The 20,948-nt window shown below is 63.5% G+C and carries 23 protein-coding genes and 3 tRNA genes; 16 read left to right on the top strand and 10 right to left on the bottom strand.

What is annotated here, in order from left to right:
- On the top strand, nt 1-834 hold an 834-nt coding region (locus tag ACKAMS_RS29610; RefSeq protein ID WP_408989959.1), incomplete at its 5' end, for an alpha/beta hydrolase.
- 20 nt (nt 835-854) lie between these two features.
- Here the strand turns inward: ACKAMS_RS29610 and ACKAMS_RS29605 are convergent.
- The 3 genes from ACKAMS_RS29605 to hisC all read right to left on the bottom strand — a co-directional run bounded on the left by ACKAMS_RS29605 (nt 855) and on the right by hisC (nt 4,633).
- Nucleotides 855-1,724 (bottom strand): MYG1 family protein, encoded by an 870-nt coding sequence (locus ACKAMS_RS29605; RefSeq protein ID WP_019746470.1) that lies wholly within the window; start codon nt 1,722-1,724, stop codon nt 855-857.
- A gap of 37 nt (nt 1,725-1,761) precedes the next feature.
- Complete coding sequence (locus ACKAMS_RS29600; protein WP_408989958.1) at nt 1,762-3,456, bottom strand: bifunctional metallophosphatase/5'-nucleotidase; 1,695 nt, start codon at nt 3,454-3,456, stop codon at nt 1,762-1,764.
- 100 nt (nt 3,457-3,556) lie between these two features.
- Nucleotides 3,557-4,633, bottom strand: coding sequence for a histidinol-phosphate transaminase (gene hisC, locus ACKAMS_RS29595; RefSeq protein ID WP_020968167.1), 1,077 nt, complete (start codon nt 4,631-4,633; stop codon nt 3,557-3,559).
- 61 nt (nt 4,634-4,694) lie between these two features.
- Here hisC and ACKAMS_RS29590 point away from each other — a divergent pair, with 61 nt between their 5' ends.
- The 10 genes from ACKAMS_RS29590 (at nt 4,695) to ACKAMS_RS29545 (ending at nt 12,652) form a co-directional block, all read left to right on the top strand.
- The gene (locus tag ACKAMS_RS29590; RefSeq protein ID WP_113683463.1) at nt 4,695-5,414 is read left to right on the top strand and encodes a dienelactone hydrolase family protein; all 720 of its coding nucleotides are present in this window, start codon (nt 4,695-4,697) and stop codon (nt 5,412-5,414) included.
- A gap of 96 nt (nt 5,415-5,510) precedes the next feature.
- Nucleotides 5,511-5,602: transfer RNA gene (locus ACKAMS_RS29585), tRNA-Ser, on the top strand.
- Nucleotides 5,603-5,684: 82 nt separating this feature from the next.
- Nucleotides 5,685-5,757, top strand: a tRNA-Arg gene (locus ACKAMS_RS29580).
- A gap of 187 nt (nt 5,758-5,944) precedes the next feature.
- The gene (locus tag ACKAMS_RS29575; RefSeq protein WP_029537413.1) at nt 5,945-6,721 is read left to right on the top strand and encodes an AraC family transcriptional regulator; all 777 of its coding nucleotides are present in this window, start codon (nt 5,945-5,947) and stop codon (nt 6,719-6,721) included.
- 156 nt (nt 6,722-6,877) lie between these two features.
- Nucleotides 6,878-7,912, top strand: coding sequence for an iron-siderophore ABC transporter substrate-binding protein (locus tag ACKAMS_RS29570; protein ID WP_020968170.1), 1,035 nt, complete (start codon nt 6,878-6,880; stop codon nt 7,910-7,912).
- Nucleotides 7,909-8,952, top strand: a complete 1,044-nt coding sequence (locus ACKAMS_RS29565; protein WP_408989957.1) for a FecCD family ABC transporter permease — start codon at nt 7,909-7,911, stop codon at nt 8,950-8,952. The genes ACKAMS_RS29570 and ACKAMS_RS29565 overlap by 4 nt, the downstream gene beginning before the upstream one ends.
- The gene (locus tag ACKAMS_RS29560; RefSeq protein ID WP_046377767.1) at nt 8,949-10,001 is read left to right on the top strand and encodes an iron chelate uptake ABC transporter family permease subunit; all 1,053 of its coding nucleotides are present in this window, start codon (nt 8,949-8,951) and stop codon (nt 9,999-10,001) included. Before ACKAMS_RS29565 ends, ACKAMS_RS29560 begins: the two co-directional genes overlap by 4 nt.
- Nucleotides 9,998-10,813 (top strand): ABC transporter ATP-binding protein, encoded by an 816-nt coding sequence (locus ACKAMS_RS29555; RefSeq protein ID WP_408989956.1) that lies wholly within the window; start codon nt 9,998-10,000, stop codon nt 10,811-10,813. The genes ACKAMS_RS29560 and ACKAMS_RS29555 overlap by 4 nt, the downstream gene beginning before the upstream one ends.
- Nucleotides 10,810-11,439: a pyridoxamine 5'-phosphate oxidase family protein gene (locus ACKAMS_RS29550; RefSeq protein ID WP_408989955.1), complete on the top strand. Its 630-nt coding sequence runs from the start codon at nt 10,810-10,812 to the stop codon at nt 11,437-11,439. The genes ACKAMS_RS29555 and ACKAMS_RS29550 overlap by 4 nt, the downstream gene beginning before the upstream one ends.
- 34 nt (nt 11,440-11,473) lie before the next feature.
- The gene (locus ACKAMS_RS29545) at nt 11,474-12,652 is read left to right on the top strand and encodes a cation:proton antiporter (protein ID WP_408989954.1); all 1,179 of its coding nucleotides are present in this window, start codon (nt 11,474-11,476) and stop codon (nt 12,650-12,652) included.
- A 1-nt stretch (nt 12,653) separates the two neighbouring features.
- Here the strand turns inward: ACKAMS_RS29545 and ACKAMS_RS29540 are convergent, their stop codons facing one another.
- The 5 genes from ACKAMS_RS29540 to ACKAMS_RS29520 form a co-directional block, all read right to left on the bottom strand.
- Nucleotides 12,654-13,892, bottom strand: coding sequence for a S9 family peptidase (locus ACKAMS_RS29540; protein WP_197941357.1), 1,239 nt, complete (start codon nt 13,890-13,892; stop codon nt 12,654-12,656).
- Nucleotides 13,893-13,971: 79 nt separating this feature from the next.
- Nucleotides 13,972-14,661: a DUF998 domain-containing protein gene (locus ACKAMS_RS29535; RefSeq protein WP_070385918.1), complete on the bottom strand. Its 690-nt coding sequence runs from the start codon at nt 14,659-14,661 to the stop codon at nt 13,972-13,974.
- 10 nt (nt 14,662-14,671) lie between these two features.
- Nucleotides 14,672-15,076, bottom strand: coding sequence for a very short patch repair endonuclease (locus tag ACKAMS_RS29530; protein ID WP_019746481.1), 405 nt, complete (start codon nt 15,074-15,076; stop codon nt 14,672-14,674).
- A 10-nt stretch (nt 15,077-15,086) separates the two neighbouring features.
- Complete coding sequence (locus tag ACKAMS_RS29525; protein WP_019746482.1) at nt 15,087-15,962, bottom strand: hypothetical protein; 876 nt, start codon at nt 15,960-15,962, stop codon at nt 15,087-15,089.
- The gene (locus ACKAMS_RS29520; RefSeq protein WP_174531793.1) at nt 15,959-17,104 is read right to left on the bottom strand and encodes a DNA cytosine methyltransferase; all 1,146 of its coding nucleotides are present in this window, start codon (nt 17,102-17,104) and stop codon (nt 15,959-15,961) included. Before ACKAMS_RS29520 ends, ACKAMS_RS29525 begins: the two co-directional genes overlap by 4 nt.
- A 238-nt stretch (nt 17,105-17,342) precedes the next feature.
- Here ACKAMS_RS29520 and ACKAMS_RS29515 point away from each other — a divergent pair, with 238 nt between their 5' ends.
- Complete coding sequence (locus ACKAMS_RS29515) at nt 17,343-17,930, top strand: putative glycolipid-binding domain-containing protein (RefSeq protein ID WP_019746484.1); 588 nt, start codon at nt 17,343-17,345, stop codon at nt 17,928-17,930.
- A gap of 11 nt (nt 17,931-17,941) precedes the next feature.
- Here ACKAMS_RS29515 and ACKAMS_RS29510 read toward each other — a convergent pair whose 3' ends face one another.
- The gene (locus ACKAMS_RS29510; RefSeq protein WP_256064856.1) at nt 17,942-18,916 is read right to left on the bottom strand and encodes a prephenate dehydrogenase; all 975 of its coding nucleotides are present in this window, start codon (nt 18,914-18,916) and stop codon (nt 17,942-17,944) included.
- A 48-nt stretch (nt 18,917-18,964) separates the two neighbouring features.
- On the opposite strand from ACKAMS_RS29510, the gene ACKAMS_RS29505 reads away from it, so the two are divergent.
- The 4 genes from ACKAMS_RS29505 to ACKAMS_RS29490 all read left to right on the top strand — a co-directional run bounded on the left by ACKAMS_RS29505 (nt 18,965) and on the right by ACKAMS_RS29490 (nt 20,444).
- The gene (locus tag ACKAMS_RS29505; RefSeq protein WP_047888780.1) at nt 18,965-19,504 is read left to right on the top strand and encodes a tRNA adenosine deaminase-associated protein; all 540 of its coding nucleotides are present in this window, start codon (nt 18,965-18,967) and stop codon (nt 19,502-19,504) included.
- Nucleotides 19,505-19,966, top strand: coding sequence for a nucleoside deaminase (locus tag ACKAMS_RS29500; protein ID WP_047271540.1), 462 nt, complete (start codon nt 19,505-19,507; stop codon nt 19,964-19,966).
- A gap of 139 nt (nt 19,967-20,105) precedes the next feature.
- Nucleotides 20,106-20,297: a CsbD family protein gene (locus ACKAMS_RS29495; RefSeq protein WP_003943869.1), complete on the top strand. Its 192-nt coding sequence runs from the start codon at nt 20,106-20,108 to the stop codon at nt 20,295-20,297.
- A gap of 56 nt (nt 20,298-20,353) precedes the next feature.
- A tRNA-Ser gene (locus ACKAMS_RS29490) sits at nt 20,354-20,444 on the top strand.
- Between the two features lie 226 nt (nt 20,445-20,670).
- Here ACKAMS_RS29490 and ACKAMS_RS29485 read toward each other — a convergent pair.
- On the bottom strand, nt 20,671-20,844 hold the full coding sequence (locus ACKAMS_RS29485; RefSeq protein WP_003943953.1) for a hypothetical protein: 174 nt from the start codon (nt 20,842-20,844) through the stop codon (nt 20,671-20,673).
- Nucleotides 20,845-20,948 lie beyond the last annotated feature (104 nt).

Genomic DNA, 20,948 nt, shown 5'->3' with positions numbered 1-20,948 from the left:
TCGCCGGCTATGCGGCGCGAGGTGCAAGTGCAGGTTCTGCATCCAGCGTCGAGTGCCGGTTCGCGCCCGTCCTTCTACCTACTCGACGGCGTCAGTGCCGGTTCGGAATCCGGATACGCCGAAAGCACCTGGACCCAGAAGACCGACATCGAAGCGTTTTTCGCCGACAAGAACGTCAACGTCGTTCTCCCTGTTGGCGGTACCGGCAGTTTCTACACCAACTGGAAGAACGACGATCCGAACCTCGGTGTGAACAAGTGGGAATCGTTTCTCGCTGAAGAGCTTCCGGCGTTGATCGATTCTGCGTTTTCCGGAAATGGGATGAATGTGGTCGGCGGGGTGTCCATGGGTGCGCTCGGCGCGGCCAACCTCATCACACATCACCCGAAGCTCTATACCGGATTAGCCTCGTACAGTGGCTGTCTCGACAACTCCGAGTCGTCTTCGCAGGATTCCGTGCGGCTCACCGTGGCCAGTAAGGCAGGCGACGCCACCAACATGTGGGGCCCGTCATCGGACCCCGACTGGCAAAAGCACGACCCGTCCACCAATGCTGAAACGCTGCGAGGAAAGACGATCTACGTTTCCTCGGGCACGGGCGCACCCGGAGAATACGACAACATTTTCACCCCGGGCGGCCTGCAGACGGCCATCGAAGGCGGGCCGCTCGAGGCACTGGCAAACACGTGCACGCAACTGTTCGAGGCGAGGTTAGGGGAGTTGTCGATTCCCGCAGTGTTCGCGTATCGAAACGTCGGCACCCATTCATGGCCGTACTGGCAAGACGCGCTTCACGATTCCTGGCCGACAGTGAAGACCGCCCTGGGAATGTGAACTGGGCTGTGAGCTGAGAACTACTCGGCCAGTGCCAGTTCGAGCAACTGGAGGGCGCCGTCACGGGTCTGCGCAGCCGCGATGAACCCCGCCTTGTGGCAGAAGACCGAACTGTCGACGCCCGTCTCGGCGGCAAGGTCCGAGCCGTTCAGGCCGCGCCACGGCTCCGGCAACAGCTTTCGTGAACCGAACTTGGAGTCAGCGGGCTTGACCGTCTGAATCGACCAGCCGCCGTTGGTGTTCGGGAAGATGGTGAACAGAAGTTCTGGCTGGGCCGACGCGGCGCGGCCGTGGGGAACGAAGCGTTCCAGCACGACGAAGCGCGGATCCGTTGCTTTCTCGTAGGTCTCGGTGAACTCGCGCTCGGCCGCAGCGTCGCCGGCGTACTTGGCGCGCAGGCGAATCAAGACCTGCGTTGCGAGAACGACGGCCAGCTCGAACTGGGTGTCGAACTCTTCGTCGGTGGACGAGATCGGATTGAAAAGGTCCAGCACGGACGACAGATCAAAAGGCTTGGTGCCGTAGTCGTTGAGGGTGTAGATCTCCTGGCCGTTGTCGACGGCGTCGATGCCCTCGACCAGACGACTGTCGATTCGGCGGAAAACGGAGGCGTCGCCTTCGCAGAACTGCAGGCCGTATTCCTGCCAGAGCAGACCGAAAGCGGAGTACAGGATGCCGTTGCTGCGCTCGCCGGCATCGCGCTGGTGATGGTCGAAGCGACCCTCGGCCGGGTTGTAGCGACCGCCGACGTCGAGCACGATGTCCGCACTGTCGAGGACGGACTCGTCACGGCTGCGAACGACGGTGGCGTCGGGGTACAGCTGCTTGAGCAGCGATACGCCGAAGACGTCGTCTGCATGGAACTTGCCGTTATGGGTCGCGATGATCACCCGTCGAGACTAGGCAATCGAGCGCGGGGATGCCTATTCAGCCGGCGGTGCGGATGCGATCGGTGGCAGGCGGCGAGACCGGGGACCCGGCTGCGAACAGGGCAGTCAAGGCGTCGAGGTCGTTGCCCGCGCCGGTCATCTGGGTGGAGTTCTTCAGTGCGGTGAAACCGTCCCCACCCTCGGCGAGGAACTTGTTCACCACGACGCTGTAGACGCCGTCGGGGGCGATGTCCTGCCCGTTCAAGCGCATTTCCGAGATTCGCGAGCCCGGCGCTGCTCGCCGGTCCATGGCGTAGGTGAAGCCCGCGGACGGGGAGAGGATGCGCTCGGTAGCGGTGCCGTCGAGGTCGATCTGGAATTGCTGTTCGAGAGCGTCCTTCAACACCGCTCCTGTGACGGAGAGCACCTCGAGGCTGTTACCGAAGGGTTGAACACCGTACGCCTGGCGGTAGGTGACCTGGCCGGAAGTGCCGAAGTCCAAGTCCTCGCGCATGCCGCCCGGGTTCGTCAACGCGAGTTGAGCCCCTCGTGTCGATCCGGCGGCGAGTTGAGCGTCGGCGACCAGGTTGCCGAGTGTCGATTCACCGCTGGGGACGCGGTCCCGTGTCAGATCGGCGGTGATGGTCCCCACCGGTCGCTGAGCGCTTTCCGACGCCTCCGACCAGGCCCGGTCGGCGAGAGCCTGAATATCGGGATCCGGCGAAATATCGTGTGTCACTATCTGATTGAAAGCGGATGTCTGATCGCGAACGACCTCGCGGGTGTTGCGGTCGATGGTGACGTCGGCGACGGACACGATCCGGCCGTGCGAAGCGCCCTGCATGACGACTCTGGGATTGCCTGCGGGATCAGGGAATTCGCAGTTGTACTGCTGGTGGCTGTCGGCGGTGAAGATGACGTCCACCTTCGGTGAGGCACGAAGAGCGATGTCGCGGGCCGGGCCGGACTCGACGTTGCAGTCGTTGGGCCCACCTTCGACGGCCGGTTCGTCCCCACGGTGCAGGAGAACGGTGATGGCTTTGACGCCGAAGAAGTCGAGGACATCGGCGGTGCGGTTGATCGCTTCGACCTCGTCGCCGAACTGCAGATCGGCGATCCCGCCCGGTGTGACGATCTGCGACGTGTTGGCGGGGGAAATCGCGATGACTCCGAGCGGAATGCCGTCGACCATGTTCACGGTGAAGGGCAGCGTGGCCGGAGTGCCGTTGGTGTACGTCATGTTCGCGGCCATCAGAGGGAAGTTGGCGCCGCCGAAGGACGGACTGAACGTGCACGCGTCGACGGCGGAGCAACCGCCGGACTGCATACGACGGAACTCGGCGAGCCCCTTGTCCAGTTCGTGGTTGCCGATCGCGGAAGCGTCGATCTTCATCCGATTCAGCAGTTCGACCGTCGGTTCGTCGTTGAACATCGCCGATTCCAATGCCGACGATCCCCAGTTGTCACCGACCGAATACAGCAGCGAGTTGGTGGCTTGGCTGCGAAGCTGCGTCACGTATGCCGCGAGATACGCCGCTCCACCTGCGGGGGTGAGCGAGCCGTCGGCCTGCCTGATCTCGCTGCGAATGCCTTCCGGCGGGCGGAGGCTGCCGTGCAGATCGTTGAAGGCCAACAGACGTACCGACACCGTGTCCTGGGACTCGGCGGTGGCGACGGCACTCAGGGAGGTCGCGGAGGTGGCGAGAAGGGTCGTTGCGAGCACGGCACACGTTCGTGTCATGCGTCGCGTCATGCGTCGTGCTCCCTCACTCGGACCGGCCTCGAACCTCCCTGAGTGTGCCCGTCCGTCGAAACGAATTCCAGTCCTCGGCGTAACAGTTATGTATCGAGTGTCACGCGGTGACGCCGATGCCCGCGGCCTGCTTCGCGACGTCGGTGTTCGCGAAAGCGAGGAACGCGTCGTTCTCGTGTGGATCGCCGATGGTCATCCGGACGCCCTCGACGCCGTACTGACGGATCAGAATGCCCGCCTCGGTACTTGCCTCGGCGAAACCGGGGGAGAGCTCTCCGAGGGGGAGATAGACGAAGTTCGCCGACGACTCGGGGACGGTGTACCCGGCTTCGATCAGTGCACTGCGCACGCGCGTCCGCTCGGCGATGACGCCTTCGGTGCGGGCAAGCAGTTCGTCTGCTGCAGCCAGGGAAGCGATTGCGGCGGCCTGCGCGACAGCGCTCACGGTGAACGGGGTGTGCACCTTGCCGAGGGCCACGATGATCTCCGGATCCGCGACCGCGTAACCCACGCGGATTCCCGCGAGGCCGTACGCCTTCGAGAAGGTGCGCAGAACAACCACGTTGGGGCGGCTGCGGAACAGTTCGATGCCGTCGGCGTCCGAGCGTGAGTATTCGAAGTACGCCTCGTCGAGTGCGACGACGACGTGCGCCGGGACCGCGTCGAGGAAGCTCTCGAGCTCTGCCTTCGACAGCGCGTTGCCGGTCGGGTTGTTGGGGTTGCACACGAAGATCAACCGCGTGCGATCCGTGATCGCGGCCAGCATCGCGTCGAGGTCGTGGCCGAAGTCCTCGGTCAGCGGAACCTTGACCGAGACGGCATGGCCGACCTGGGTGACCACGGGGTATGCCTCGAACGACCGCCACGCGTAGATGACCTCGTCACCCTGATCGCAGGTGATCTGCACGAGTTCTTGGCACAGCGTCACGGAGCCACAACCAGCGGCGACGTTGGCCGGCTCGACTTTCAGGAAGCTGGCCAGCGCCTCGATGAGTGCGACCGCGGCATTGTCCGGGTAGCGGTTGGCATTGGCGACCGCGTCGGCGACGGCGTCACGCACACCGGGCAACGGCCCTACGGTCGTTTCGTTGCTCGCCAGCTTGATCGCACCCGGAAAATTGCGTCCGGGAACGTAGGCGGGGATGGAGGCGAGGTCAGGGCGAATGTGTGCGGTCACGAGTCGATTATGCGCGCACCGATTTGGTGCGTAGCGGCCGTCTGCGTGTCAGAGTTAGAAGATGTCGGAAATCTTCCGGGCCACCGCGTATCTGCGCGGAGCCGAAGGGGAGGTCGCCACGGCTGTTCCGCTGACGGTGGTGGAGCCGGACGGCCCGACGCGGGGCGGGATCGTCGTCCTGCATGAAGCCCGCCAGTTCAGCCCGGCTCTGCTGAATCTGATGTGCGCACTCGCCGGCGAAGGGTGGGTGAGCGTCGCACCGCACCTGTTCCACCGCGAACCCGAACACATGCAGGGCGAGGTGTTCGGTGACAACCTCTTCGCCGATTTCGACGCGACCCTCGATTGGCTCGTCGGACGCGAAGTTCTCGCGGACACCGTCGGGGTGCTCGGATTCGACGACGCCGGGACCGCCGCGATGCTCGTGGCCACCAGCCGTCCCGTGGGTGCCGCGGTGAGCGTCGCCGCCCGGGGAATCGTCGAAGCCTTGTCGGTGGATGCTCAGGCGCTCGTCGATGCGGCCACTTCCCTGCAGGCGCCGTGGCTGGCGCTGTACGGCGAGGACGATCCCAGCACGCCGCGTGAGCACGTGACCCTGCTCCGGGAAGCGACCGCCAAGGCCGACGTCGCGACACTGGTGGTCAGCTACGCCGGACTGGCTCACCGGGCGGACGAGCCGCCACAGCTGTCCGAGGACGCCGACCTCGACGACCCTGGCTCGGCTTCGATCGTCGAAGCTCAGACCCGGATCTTCGACTGGTTCGACAGCCACCTGCGGTAAGTCGACAAAACAAGGCGCTGACCACACGTTTTGCCTTTGGTGGCGAAGGGTGTGTAATCTTTCGATCCGGCGGTCCGAAAGGATCGGAACCCCCAGGGAGGCGTGCCAGAGCGGCCGAATGGGACTCACTGCTAATGAGTTGTCCCTTTTACGAGGGACCGGAGGTTCAAATCCTCTCGCCTCCGCCAAGCCGGTGATTTTGACCGGCGGGTTAGAAATGATAGAAAGTACGACGGTAAGACACGCAAGACCAGCAAGACAACAGAACATGCGCCCGTAGCTCAACGGATAGAGCACTTGACTACGGATCAAGAGGTTAGGGGTTCGAATCCCTTCGGGCGCACAAGAAAGAAGGTCACAGACTCCGGTCTGTGACCTTCTTTTTGTTGTGGTGCATTCGCAATTTTTGAATGTGTGTGACGTCACCTCGGCGAATTTCGGTCGGTGACCCTCGCGATCGTAGGAACCAACAACCGATCCCCGCGACCTATGCTTTCTCCGGAGCAGCCGCGCAAACCGAGGAGAACCCGTTGGAGACCGTCGACAGTCGGACGCTCCCGGTCTACTCGGCCGGGGCGGTCGAGGTGCCCTTTGTCATCGCGGGCATGGACGAACTTGTCTCCCGCGAGACCCGGTGGGAGGCGCACTCGCACCCGACCCACGAATTGTTGTGGAACGAGCGGGGAGCGTCGAGCGCCACGGTGGGATCGCGCACGTGGACGATCACCCCGACCGTCGGTCTGTGGATGCCCGCCGGCGTCCTGCACTCGGCGATCGCGCCCGCCGGAACCTGGTATCGGGCCGCTCAGCTCGACATCGCATCGGTTCCTTCTCTGTCCGACGTGCCGGTGGCGATCGAGGTCACTCCGCTGTTGCGGAATCTCCTCGAGCGACTGGCAGACGATTCACTCGGAACCTCTTCGCGCTCGCTCACAGAGCAGATGGTGATCGACGTACTGGCGCCGTCACCCAACGAGTTGCTGGTTCTGGTGCCGGACTCGGCGCTTCTGCAACCCATCGTCGACGCGATCGGTGACGATCCGAGTGACATGCGAACGCTGTCCGACTGGGCAAGGCTCCTCGGCGTCAGCCCGCGAACCATCACCCGGGTATTTCGGTCGGAGACCGGGATGAGTTTCGGGCAGTGGGTGTCAGCGGTGCGCGCCCAACGGGCGGTGACGCTTCTTGCACACGGCTTGGATCTGCAAGAGGTTGCCGAGCGCGTGGGCTACCACTCGACCAGTGCGTTCGGTGCGGCATTCCGGCGCACCACCGGGGCCACACCAGGGATGTTCCGGGCTAGCTGATCGGCCATCACACCTTGTCTCGATCGCTACAGGGGGTGTCCCAAACACGCGATTGCGCCACATTGCCCTCCCGTATACGGTTTAGGCAAACCTCACCTAAGTGTCCGATTGAGCCAGGTTGAGGGCCGTACCCCTTCTCGAGAGAGTTCTGTTTTCATGCGTTCAAAACGCTTCTTGGCGGTGGCCGCAGCAGCGGTCGCAGTCGCCCTCGGCATGACAGCTTGCAGTTCCGACTCCTCGGAGACCGCCGACGGCGGCAGCGCCGGAAGCGGATCCAGCTCCTTTCCCGTCACGATCGAGCACGCTTTCGGAACTACGACGATCGACGCCAAGCCGGAGCGAGTTGCCACCGTCGCCTGGGCCAATCACGAAGTGCCCCTTGCTCTCGGCGTGGTTCCCGTCGGAATGGCAGCGGCGACTTTCGGTGACGACAACGGCAACGGAATGCTGCCGTGGGTCGAGGAAAAGCTCGACGACCTTGGCGCGAAGCCGCCGGTGCTCTTCGACGAGACCGACGGCATCGACTTCGAAGCCGTCTCCGATACGAACCCTGACGTCATTCTTGCCGCGTACTCCGGATTGACGCAGGAGGACTACGACACCCTCAGTGAGATCGCTCCGGTTGTGGCGTATCCCGAGGGGCCGTGGGCGACGTCGTGGCGTGACGTCATCAAGTTCAACAGCATGGGCCTCGGCATGGAATCCGAAGGGCAGGAACTGATCTCCACCATCGAGAAGGAGATCGCCGACGAGGTTGCCTCACATCCGCAGCTTGCCGGCAAAGCAACAATGTTCCTGACGCACGTCGACACTGCCGACCTGAGTCAGGTCAGCTTCTACACTGCGAACGACACACGTGCCGCGTTCTTCGAGGACCTCGGACTTTCGACGCCGAAGAGCGTTGCCGACGCCTCGACGGGTGGTGAGTTCTCGAAGAAGGTCAGTGCCGAGCGTGTGGACGTCTTCGACGACGTCGAACTGATCGTCACGTACGGTGACCAGGCACTTGTCGACGCACTCAAGGCTGACCCGCTGCTCTCGCAGATGCCTGCTGTAGCTAACAATTCGATCGTCTTCCTCAACGGAACCGGCCCGATGGGAACGGCGGCCAACCCGACTCCGCTCGCCATTTCGTGGGTACTCGGCGACTATGTCGATCTGCTCGCCGGGGCTGCTGGAAAGTCGGAGTGACTGTAACCTCGCAGGATTCGACGTCGGGCGCCAGCGATACGCGGCGCCCGACGTTCGGCAATTCGCTGTGGCTGATCGCCCTTCTCGTGGTCCTCGCGGTGCTCATGTGCGCCTCGATCGTCATCGGCTCTCGTGAGGTCGATTGGTCCGACATCGTTGCCGCACTTAGCGGTTCCACCGACAATATCGGTCAGGGTGCGATTGCCAAGCGCATTCCGCGGACGGTGCTCGCGATCGTCGTGGGTGCTGCGCTCGGTCTTGCCGGCGCGGTGATGCAGGGGATTACCCGAAACCCTTTGGCGGATCCCGGAATCCTGGGCGTCAACATGGGCGCTTCGCTCGCCGTGGTGATCGGAATGGCGTGGTTCGGATTGTGGACCCAGACCAGCATGATCTGGGTGGCCGTACTCGGTGCAGCCGGGGCGGCATTGTTCGTCTACGTAGTCGGGTCACTCGGGCGAGGTGGAGCCACGCCACTCAAGTTGGCTCTTGCCGGGGCCGCAACATCGGCTGCGTTTGCTTCGTTCATCACTGCGATCATGCTGCCGCGAAACGATATTGCGGGCAACATTCGTTCGTGGCAGATCGGCGGCGTCGGTGGCGCGAGTTTCGAGGTGATCCGGCAGGGTCTGCCTTTCCTCATTGTCGGCTTCGTGATCTGTCTGCTGTCAGCGCGCAGTCTCAACTCTCTTGCGCTCGGCGACGAGGTTGCGTCAGGTCTCGGCGAACGCGTCGCGGTGGTTCGTGCAGTGGCAGCGCTCGGTGCAGTGTTGCTCTGCGGTGCGGCCACTGCCATTGCCGGACCGATCGGCTTCGTCGGTTTGGTTGTCCCGCATCTGTGCCGGTTGCTGATCGGGATCGACAACCGTTGGCTACTACCGTTTTCTGCGCTGACAGGTGCCGGCCTTCTCGTCGCCGCCGACATTCTCGGACGAATTGTCGCCCGGCCGAGCGAAATCGACGTCGGCATCATCACCGCGCTCGTCGGAGCGCCCTTCTTCATTTACATAGTCCGCCGTCAGAAAATACGTGAGCTGTGACCACTACATTCGTTACTCCCGAAGTCGAGGTCGACGCAGTCGGAGCAAGCCGTGTCCGACGAGGTAGACGCCGCCGCATCGTGATTGCCGTGCTGACGGTCCTCGTCGTCGCCTCCTTCGCGGTCACTCTGATGGTGGGAAAAACCTTCTACCCGCCGTCAGATGTGCTTCGCGTCGTGCTGGGGGAGAACGTGCCTGGTGCCTCGTTCACCGTCGGCCGCCTCCGGCTGCCTCGCGCTGTCCTCGCTGTGGTCGCCGGAATCTGTTTCGGCTTGGGCGGCATCACGTTCCAGACGATGCTGCGCAACCCGCTCGCGAGCCCCGACATCATCGGGATCAGCTCGGGCGCAAGCGCTGCAGCGGCTTTCGCGATCATCTCGCTTTCGCTCGGCGGCTCGCAGGTCTCGATCTTCGCCATCGCTGTCGGTCTGGGCGTCGCAGTCTTGATCTACGTTCTGTCCTTCCGAGACGGTGTAGCGGGCACTCGGCTGATCCTGATCGGTATCGGCATCGCCGCGATGCTCGACAGCGTCACCGCCTACCTGCTCAGTACCGCCGCCGCGTGGGATCTGCAGGAGACGATGCGTTGGCTCACCGGCAGTCTCAACGGTGCCAACTGGGGTTCGACGGTTCCCGTACTCCTGGCGCTGGTTGTCCTCGGACCTGTGCTGCTGAGCCAATCGCGCAACCTTTCGACCATCCAGCTCGGTGACGACGCAGCACAAGCGCTCGGCGTCAGAGTGGAACGAACGCGCATTCTGACGATCATTGCGGCCGTCGGACTCATCGCCTTTGCCACTGCCGCTGCGGGGCCCATCGCCTTCGTCGCATTTCTGTCAGGGCCCATCGCCGCCCGCATCGTCGGTCCGGGAACATCACTTTTGATTCCGTCGGCGCTGGTCGGAGCGCTGCTGGTGCTAGTTGCCGATTTCTGCGGACAGTACGCCTTCGGCACCCGCTACCCCGTTGGCGTGGTGACCGGCGCGCTGGGAGCGCCGTATCTCGTCTACCTCATCATTCGCTCCAACCGAACGGGAGGTTCGCTGTGACCGGATCCCATACTCTGACTGTCGAAAACCTCGAACTCGGTTACGGAGGACGGACCGTCGTCGAATCGCTCGACCTCGCGGTGCCGCCGGGAACGATCACGACCATCGTGGGCGCCAACGCGTGCGGCAAATCGACGCTGCTGCGGTCGATGTCGCGGCTACTCAGTCCCCGAAGCGGTCATGTTCTGTTGGACGGCAAGGATGTTCATCGCCTACCCGCGAAGAAGCTCGCTCGCACGCTCGGTCTGCTGCCGCAGTCACCGATCGCACCGGAAGGGATAGTTGTCGCCGATCTCGTCGGCCGAGGCCGACATCCACATCAGCGGGTGCTGTCGAGGTGGAGTCGCGAGGATGACGCAGCCGTCGCTGAGGCGCTTGCGGCAACGGACACAACCGAATTGGCCGAACGATCGGTGGACGAACTTTCCGGTGGTCAGCGCCAACGTGTGTGGATTGCGATGGCGCTCGCCCAACAAACCGATCTGCTTCTTCTCGACGAGCCGACTACCTTCTTGGACGTGAGCCACCAGGTTGAGGTCTTGGACCTGCTCACCGACCTGAATCGGACTCGGGGTACAACGATTGTCATGGTTCTGCACGATCTCAATCTCGCCGCCCGCTACGCCGACTACCTCGTCGCCATGGCCAATCGCCGGGTCTACGCGGCGGGTGATCCTGCCGGGGTGCTCACCAGTGACAACGTCCGCACCGTTTTCGGTCTCGAGAGCCGAATCATCCCCGACCCCATCTCGGGTAAGCCGTTGGTGTTGCCGCTCGGGCGCCACCACGTTCTCGACGACGTGTTGACGTGACGGCGTCGAACGCCCCGGGCGGGCGGATCGAATCCGTGGAACAACTCAATGGGATTCTCGGACAGCCCCATCCGACGATCATGGAGAAGCAGACCGCTTACACGACTCCGTTGATCCGTGAATTCATCGAGCAGGCACGGTTTTTTGTGCTTGCGACATCCGATGCGGCCGGAAATTGCGATTGCTCGCCGCGCGGAGACTTGGTCAGTCAGGTTCTGTTTCCCGACGAGAAGACGCTCGTGCTCCCGGATCGTCCGGGCAACCGGCGCGCTGACTCGTACCGGAACATGATCGAAAATCCTCACGTGGGGATCCTTTTTCTCGCGCCCGGGCACGACGAGATCGTGCGCGTCAACGGCACGGCGACTCTGTCCACCGATCCTGATCTGTTGGACTCGATGGCGATGAACGGCAAGCCTGCGCAGCTTGCGGTGATCGTGAAGATCGACGAGGCGTATCTGCATTGTGCGAGAGCGATTCTGCGGGCGAAGCTGTGGGATCCGTCGACGTGGCCCGCATCCGATGACGTACCGAGTCTGCGCGACATGATGGCCGAGCAGCACAGCCTGCTGGTCGAGGATCTGGAGCCGGCTCGGCAGGAGGCGTACCGCAAGTACCTGTACTGAGCGCAGATCCGTCACCTATGTCCGATAATGATCCGTGCCTTCAATTGCCTCGTCGCTGTTCTGGATTGCGCTGATCGCGGCCATCGCGCCGATAGTCGCGGGCTTGATCCCCCGTCGACTGGTTCCCGAAGTGGTGTTGCTACTGGTCGCGGGCGCAGTGGTCGAGCCGTTCGCCCTCAACATCGCCGCTGACAGCGAAGCGATCGGAATCCTCCGCGAACTCGGCCTCGGCATGCTGTTCCTGCTCGCCGGCTACGAGATCGACCGACAGGAACTCAGTGGGCGCGGCGGACGTCGAGCGCTCTACACGTGGCTGTTCTGCCTCGCGTTGGCGTTCACGGTGGTCGCGCTGCTTGGCATGAGGAACGTGATCTCCGCGGAAGCCGCTGTTGCCATCGCAATGACGTCGACCGCACTGGGCACGCTGTTGCCGATCCTCAAGGACAACAAACTCCTCGACACACGCTTGGGCAAGACGGTCCTCAATCACGGGGCCGTCGGCGAACTCGGGCCGGTCGTCGCGATGGCGGTGCTGCTGAGTGCCCGTGGTGCCGTCCTGTCGCTGATCGTTCTTGCCGTCTTCGCCTTGATCGCCATCATCGTGGCGGTGCTGCCCGGCAAGCTGATTCACGAAGGCTCGTGGACACATCGGCTGGTGCGGGCAGGGGCGGACACCACGGCGCAGACGACGGTCCGCCTCACCGTTCTGTTGTTGGTCAGCCTCGGAGTGCTGTCGGCTGTGTTCTCACTCGACGTCATTCTCGGTGCGTTTGCCGCCGGCTTCATCCTGCGGCGGCTGATGCCAGAGGGCGACGAGCGCCTCGAGATCAAGCTCGACGGGATCGCCTTCGGGTTCCTCATCCCGATCTTCTTCATCACTTCAGGCATGGCAATCGACGTCTCGGCGGTCGCCGCCAGTCCCGGCATACTGATTGCGTTTTTGATCCTGATCGTTGTCGTCCGCGGCGTGCCGGTGTTCTTCGTGACCAAGTTCGAGAAGGTCGAGCCGCCCTTCACCACGCGCGAAAGTGCGCAAGTCGCGTTGTACGGGGCTACCGGTCTGCCCATGATCGTGGCGGTCACGGGCGCTGCCGTCGACGCGCATCAGATGTCCTCGGACAACGCGTCGATTCTTGTCGCGGCCGGTGCGATCACCGTTCTACTGCTGCCGATGCTCGCCACTCTCTTGACGAAAAAGGAGAAAGTGTCCTGATTCAGAGATCCAACTGCTCGTCGAGCCAGTCGAACATTCGCTGATCCGTCAGACGCCTCGCCATGGGCTGACAGTGGAAGTTCGCGCCTTCGGCAGCGGTGAAGGGAACCACCGTCGTCGGTCCGCCGGATAGGGCGGCAAGCCGCTTGGATTGACCGGGCCAGAACTGCTCGCCTTCCGGATCGGTGATGAGCAGGGGAGTGGAGATCGAGCCGGCGACGTGTTCGAGGTGGTACTTCCGAACCTCGGCGAGAGTGTTGTAGTAACCGTCGGCGAGGTACGGACGCGCTCGGAAACGCCAGATCCGGGCGGTGTCCTTGGAGAACTTCATCCCCATCGCCATGTCGCGGTCGAAGGCCTCCGACTTCCCCTCGTCGAGCAGCTTCTGCATGTTCTTGGGGATATGGGCGAGCCACGACGCGGCCACGTCCACGACCCCCGGATCGGCGATCGCTGCCGCGATCCGATGCTCGAACGCCAACGACTGCGGTACCCAGTAACCGCCCTGACTGATCCCGTAGATCGCCAGCTTCGACGCATCGACGTCCGGCCGGTCCACGAGGTAGTCGACGACGGGCGTGATGACGGCTTCCCAGTCGTGACGGAACGGGATGTTGCGCTCGAAGAGCATCGACTGTTGACCGGGTCCGTCGAACATCAACACGTTGTAGCCCCGTTCGAGGGCCCCGGCGCCGCCGCTGCCCCACAGTCCGCTGATCGGGCCGTCGCTACCGTTCACCATGATCAACGTCGGCCGTCGCACGTCGCCGGGCGGCCGGAAGAAGTACCCGGGCAAGTAGGTGTCCTCGTAAGGGATCCGGACGCGTTCGACGGGCTGGGCGGTGGTGTCGACGAAGCGGTCCCACGCTTGTCGGTGACGTTTGAAAGTGGGGACCAGAACCGAATCGTCGCTGAGACCGTCTACGGCGTTGATCGCCACACCGAAGTACGACGCCGCCCGCAGGTACGCGTTGGACGCGCTTCGTGAATGCCCGGCCTCGGCCGCCTCATCGGCGTGCCCGAATACTCGTGTGCCGAGGTCGAACCAGGCCTCGTACCAGCCCTCGAGGTCTTTCTCGCCGACATGAGCGATGGCCGAGAGCACTTCGCCGGTATCTGCCGCGCCGTAGGTGGCTTGCCCGAGAACGACTCGTAGCTCGAAGTCGAAGGACTCGTTGCGGTAGAAACCGGCAGTGAACGCCTGGTGTGGATGGGCGAAGAACGACGACGCGAGAGACATGGGCACACCTTCGCTAGTTCGGGGCAGCCATTTTCAGTTGTAGTTCCAGGATCGCCCGAATCGGTTGCCGGAAAACCTGTCAGCGTGGCGACGCCGGGAGCCCGGTGGCTGGCGGCCTCGACATCGCAAATGCCAGGGTGCACAACCACAACGACATCCCCAGCACCTGTGCGCGTTGAGCGATACCCAGTCCGAGATTACCGCCGCCGGAGACTTCGATGCTGTTGGTCGTCAACATCCACACCGTCGCAAGGGAAGTCAGGATCAAAATGGTCAGGCCGGTCGTACGCAAGGACCGGTGTTCGCGATACCTGAACGCTCCCACGGTGAATGCGATCATCGCGGTGAAGATCGCGAACACCGCCACGCTGCTCGTCAATGCGTGAACATGGTGGAGCTGCGGAAGTAGACCGTCGGGTGCGCTCGACGGGCAACCCTCGCCCGAGCATTCGAGAGGGAACGACGCGTCGGCGATTGTGGCGATGCCGAACACTGCAAGTGCAATCCAGCCCGTGACGTAGAGCCTGCGCCTGGGCGTGATCAGCAGACCCAGCGCTCCGGAGATCAACATCAAGATCGCGGACAGGACGTCGGCATTGCCGAAGACGTCACGGTATTTCTGGTTCTCGGCATCGAGTTCGCTGAGGAACGATGTCACCGGGTCGAGGCCGGTGTCGAGGAAGAATTCGAGAATCCACGACGAGTAGACAATTCCGCCCAGAGCCAGCGCAGCCACCAAACCCCACCGCGCAACGTTGCGTTCCTTCACGAAATCGAGCTTACGGACCGAGCAGGGCTTTCTGGACGCGTTCGGCTGCTACCAGCGGATCTTCGTGCTCCCAGATGCGGATGACGGTCCAACCCTGCTCTGCCAGACGTGCATCGGTGTCGCGGTCTCGAACCACGTTGGCGGCCAACTTGTCCGTCCACCACTGCGCGTTGTTCTTGGGAAACGTCGCATGCTGCGGGCAGCTGTGCCAGAAGCATCCGTCCACGAACACCGCGACTTTGCGGCGCGGAAACACCAGATCAGCGCGTCGGCGAACACCTTTGACAGGCGCCCGGTCCACGAAGTACCGGAGTCCCCGCCGATGAAGCTCGCGTCGAAGTGCAATTTCAGGTTTGGTGTCGCGCCGACGCTGAGCGCTCATCCGAGCGCTGGTGGCAGGATCCGTCGCAGGCACCGTGGTTCCCTCAGCCGTCGGAATCGTCGCTGTCTTCGGGATCGGACCAGGTGGGCGCAAACCTGTTGCGACGCTCCACTTCACCGTGCACGACGGTCACGAAGTCGGTGAACGAGAGCGTCTGAGCTTCGGTGGGCCGGCCGTTGCGCGGCGGCGGCTCGTCGACGTCGAAGAACCGAACCGCGCCATCGGGTTCGTAGAGTCCGATGTAGACCTTCTCGAAGAGGTCGTAGCGGGTGTCCTCGGCGCCGAGATCCACCCAGGCCTTTCCTGGAACGCCGACCACCGCGCGCTTGCCCCGGCCCGAGCGCTTCGAGAGCGTCGTGACGTGGTGTGCAAAAGAGGATTTGCCGGTGTCGCTGGTCTTGGTCGGGTCGCCGTCGTCGCACGTGGCGTACGGCTCGAACATGACGGCGACCAACACGCTGTACGGCTGACGCTGATGCAGAACCATTGCCTCGCCACGCAATTCGTGGTCGTTGCGGACGATGTTCTTGGTCCACCGTCCAAGTTTTCCGCTGCGGGGACTGTAGTCCTGGAAGTTGTACGTCTTGATGGAGACGCAGAGGATCAGGCCGAGAGTGGGGTCGAGTGCCTTGACGTCCAAGCGCTTTCGGCCCTTGGCGACATCAACGGTTGCCTCCTGGCCTTCGCCGGACGCTGTCGGGGTGATGTTGGGATACAGCGGACGCAGAGCGTCGGCCACCGTCTGTGCCAGTTGATTGGAGAGTCGCTGGGCGTAGTTCTTCTTCTCGCCGCGATCGGCGTCGGCCGGAGGCTTGTCGCCCGCGAGTTGCAGTGCGCTCCACAGTGGTTCGTGTTCCGGCTCGGAAAACAGCGGTTCGGGGAATAGCGTTTCAGGTTCGGGGAACAGTGATTCCGTCATGCCGCGGCCTCGGGGTATCCGCCCATCCGCTCGAGATGGCTTTCGACGTCCTCGATGAAACCGGGGATGAACCGAAGATTGCCCATGCGTGCGCGCTTGAGGAAGCCGGCTGTGGCCCGCGCCGACAGCAACCGCGTGTCCTCGAGGAAACCGCTCAGATCCTCGTAGTCGTACTGGACCGGCCAGGTCGAGGTATGGACGCGGAAGGCTTGGCGGTTACGGCCCCACGCCGCACTCGGCCACGCGTCGCCCGGTTCGAGTGGCGTCTCGCCCGCGGCGTCGTATTCGATGGGATCGTTCAGCCGGCCACCGACCCACGACGCCATCCGCACGCTCACGGCATTGCCGACGAGCTTCCATCGGTGGCTGTGGCGTAGGCCGGGAACCTCGACGGACGGAAGCGTCCAGTCGGGATCGAAACCCTGCAGGCGTTCGGCGTCGACGAGGCCGGGAGTGACGATCTCACCGGACGGCAACCGGACCGCCGGCTGGCTGGGGATGCCGACGGACGAGCCGCCCTTGAGCGTCGGCACCGCATTGACGGCCCATCCGAGTCCGCGGGTGCCTTCGGTCCAGTAGAAGCCGCAGGGGTAGTCCGCGGGATCACCTCCCAGGCGCTCGCCGGCGTCCTGGCCGAACAGGATTTCGCGAGGATCGTCCGTGCGCGAGGCAAGCATGATGACGCGCTGGCGGCGCTGGGGGAGTCCGAAGGCGCGGGCGTCGACCACCCGGTATGCCCAGGTGTATCCGAGGTCTTCGAGAGCGTCGGTGATGTGCCGCATGGCAGCGCCCTTGCCGAGTTGCAGCATGAACGGAACGTTCTCGATCAACAGCCAGCGCGGGCCTTTCTTGCGCTTGACCAGACGGAACACCTCGTCCACCAGGCCTGAGCGTGCGCCGGTGATGCCCGCCGTTTTGCCGGCCTGAGAGAGGTCCTGGCAGGGGAAACCGGCGGCCACCAATTCGATGTCGCTGGGCAGCGCACGCAGTTTGGTGACGTCGCCGTGCAACGGCACGTCGGCGAAACGCGAACGGAGAACTGCCTGGGCGCCCGGATCGATTTCACACAGCAGTTCGGTGTTCCACCCATGTTCCGAGAGCCCCAACTCGAGCCCGCCGATACCGGCAAACAAACCCACCATGCTCCGCGACGACGTCACAGCACCCTTCCTCACGAACCGACCTAGAAGCACGGTACTCGAGAACTCCGACACCGTTTGCCAACTATTCGGTCTGCGGGGTGCTCCTGGCGGAAGAAGCGTTGTGAAACGGCTTACATCGAGATCTTCGGGGCCGATCGAAGTCCCTAAAAGGTCCCTGATCGAAGCAATAACCCGAACCAGCGGTGCTCCGCGCCCGTTCGTCCATTACCGTGGTCGGGTGAGCATCCAACCTTCCGGTGACGCGTCCTGGCCCGCGGTATTGACCTGGCAGGCCCACAACGCTCCTCGTATGGAGTCTGTTCGTGTGCAGCTGAACGGAAATCGCATCAAGGCTTCCGGCCGGATCATCGGTGGAGCCTGCAGTGAGCACCCTGCATTCAGCGCGTCATACGACCTGGTCACCGACGAGGCCGGCATCACCCGCAGGCTGTCGGTGCGGACCGCCCTGGCCGCCGGTGAGCGTCAGATGTCGATCAGTCGGGACGAAGAAGGCACCTGGATGGTCGAGAACGGCGCCAGTCACCAGCGCTCTGCGTTCGATGGCGCACTCGATGTCGACGTGATCCTCAGCCCGTTCTTCAACACGCTGCCCATCCGCCGCGTCGGCTTGCAGAACGACATCGAAGACGCCGAGGTCCCGGTCGTCTACGTCAACCTTCTCGACCTGCGCGTCGAGGGTGCGACCATCACCTACAGCAGCGGCACCGACGGAATCAGTGTGCTGTCCCCGGTGTCCAGCTCGACGCTGGCCGTCGATACCGAAGGCTTTGTCCTCGACTACCCGGGTCTGGCAACTCGAATCTAGGTTTCGTACCTCTAGGTTTCGGATCGCCGGATGACACCACCGCGTCGACCGGCGTCCCGCATCCGCTCGATCCAGTCGGGTTCTCCGACCCGAAGGTCTTCGATGTCCCAACGCTCGTGCGACTCGTAAGCGCCGCGCGCAGCGAACCCTGCGTCCACCAATCGTGCCGTGGAGCCGTTGTCGAGCAGATCGGTGCGTGCACCCTGCAAAAGGTCGAGCGCTTCGTCCAGCGCGACCAGCAGGGCGTCACGGTTGCCCTCGCACATCGCCCGCACCAGGCCAGGAGCGCTCCCGGCTACGCGGGTGCCGTCGCGAAATGACCCGGCGGCCAGCCCAAGGGCCAGTTCGCCGCCGGCAGCTCCGGTGATCGCGAGTGTTTCCGCCAGTAGGTGGGGCAGGTGCGAGATACGTGCAACAGCTCGATCGTGCTCGAGAGATTCGGCCGGCACGACCACCGAGCCGCAGTCGAGTGCAAGGTCGGCGACCTGCGACCACACGTCTGCGTCGACGCCGTTGTCGGTGGCAACGACCCACACCGCGTCGACGAACAGATCGGCATCCCCGACCGCCCAACCCGAAGCTGACGTCCCCGCCATCGGATGACCGCCCACGAACTTGGCGCTCAAGCCCGCTCGTTCGACCGCGGCCTTCACTTCGCCCTTGACGCTGACGACGTCCGTGATGGGATTGTTCGGCGCATGCGCGGCGATTGCCTCCAAGGTGGCGTCGACGGCAGGCATCGGCACGGCGATCACAATGATCGCACCGCTCTCGTTCGCTCTCTGCAGCACTGAAACCAGATCGGTGTCGGCGTCGAAACCGTCGGCTCGGGCCGCGTCGGCGGACTCGCTGGAACGGTTGTAACCCCACGCCTGACGGCCGGATCGGACGGCGGCGCGAAGTAGCGAACCGCCGATCAATCCGAGGCCGAGAACGCAGACTGGTGGGGCGGAATCGATCGCAGACACGAGTTCAGGTTGGCACATCGATGCTCGGACTTCACTCACTGGCACCAGGCGGGCTACCGTTGCGCCATGGGTGCACAGCGCGCGGGTAACAAGAGCGCCTCTTCGAACCAGTCGGAGGAGCTTGAAGGCTTCGGTGTCGCGGTGGTCCGTGAAGAGGGGCGTTGGACGGTCAAGGCATTGACGCCCGACGCGTTGACCTCGCTCTCGGCCGCCGAAACGCAGCTGCGTGAGCTGCGAAGTTCGGGTGCCGTCTTCGGTCTTCTCGACGTCGACGACGAGTTCTTCATCGTGTTGCGTCCGGCGCCGTCCGGCACGCAGTTGCTGATTTCCGACGCGACCGCCGCCATCGACTACGACATCGCAGCTGACGTCCTCGACGCCTTGCACATCGAGATCCCCGACATCGATCCGGACGACCTCGACGACGTCGAACCCTGGGAAGAGGGCGATCTGTCCGTGCTGGCCGATCTGGGCCTGCCGGAACCCGTGCTCGCCGTCATCGCGGCCGAGACCGATCTTTATCCGGACGAGCAGTTGGGGATGATCGCGCAGCGACTCGGGTTCGCATCCGAGTTCGGCGTAGCGCTCGACAAGCTCCCGCGCTAGATGACTCTCGCTGACGATCAGCGCATGATCCGTGCGGCCATCGTGGCCGCACGTTCCGCCTCCGACGCAGACGTCCCGGTCGGGGCAGTGGTGTTCGACGCAGACGGCGTCGAAGTTGCTCGGGCCTCCAATGCAAGGGAAGCGTCGTCCGATCCGACCGCGCACGCCGAAATCCTCGCGTTGCGTGCTGCCGCAAAAATCTACGGCGACGGCTGGCGCCTGGAAGGTGCGACGCTGGCCGTCACCCTCGAGCCCTGCACGATGTGTGCGGGCGCTCTGGTCCTCGCCCGGGTTTCTCGGGTCGTTTTCGGGGCGTGGGAGCCGAAAACCGGAGCCGTCGGATCATTATGGGACGTAGTTCGAGATAAAAGATTGACCTATCGGCCGCAGGTGCGCGGCGGGGTCCTCGAGGACGAATGCGCTGGGCTTTTGGAAGATTTCTTCCGCGAGCAGCGGGCCTGAAATCGGTATTCCCCATCGAGAGTGATCGCACACTCGGGTAGCCGGAACCGGTAATCACGGGCATGGTGGAGATCAGATGCCGTCAGGGTATCGGCGAATCGCCGGAAGGTGATTCGTTCGCGTTCACAGAGGAGTACTCATGGGAATCGCAGACAAGGCTCAGAACAAGGCCGAAGACCTCGGGGGCAAGGCCAAGGAAGCTGCTGGCAGCGCTACCGGTGACCGGGACCTCGAAAACGAAGGTAAAGGCGACCAGGTGAAATCGGCCGTCAAGGATGCCGGCGAGAAGGTCAAGGACGCCGCATCCAGCATCAAGGACAAGCTCACGTAATACCGCTCCACCTGGCGATTTCGGCCACGGGCACTCCATCCGGTAAAGTCACCAACGGTGGCGTGTCCGAGCGGCCTAAGGAGCACGCCTCGAAAGCGTGTGACGGGTAACCCCCGTCCGAGGGTTCAAATCCCTCCGCCACCGCCAAAGCTCCCCACCTGTTCACGCAGGTGGGGAGCTTTTTTGTGTGGTAAACCTGGCGTGCGAGCGCTGCCGACCGTCAGGACGGACACGCTCCGACTGGACCATCGGACGACCGGCCAGTCCGCCATTCGGACGAGGACAGCGCTGGACTTCGGAGGAGATCGGAAGCCGCACTAAGTCTTATGGGGGAGGGGCCGTCCTCCGGTGGACATTCACAGGTTGACGAAGTTCAGGAGCGGCGAGCGATCCACTCTGCAGCGGCGGCATCGATGTCCTGCTTCAGCTTCTCGAAGAACGAGGGTGGCGGGGTGGGGATCAAATCTGCTGCGGTAGTGAGGGATCGACTGAGGGCGATCCGACGCTCGCGTAACTCGTCGTCGGTCAGGAGCGTCAGGTCCGCCATTGCGAGCTCCCCCGATCGGTGTGATTCGTGTTTCGGGCAGACCGTGCGCATCGGGATCGATGCATGATTCGATGCGCACGGCCCAGGCACTCCAGGCTGGGGGC

The sequence above is a fragment of the Rhodococcus sp. 5A-K4 genome (assembly GCF_046097995.1).
GTDB classification, from domain to species: domain Bacteria; phylum Actinomycetota; class Actinomycetes; order Mycobacteriales; family Mycobacteriaceae; genus Rhodococcus_F; species Rhodococcus_F erythropolis.
The sequence above is the reverse complement of the archived record's forward strand: the minus strand, read 5'-3'. Positions and strand labels throughout refer to the sequence as shown.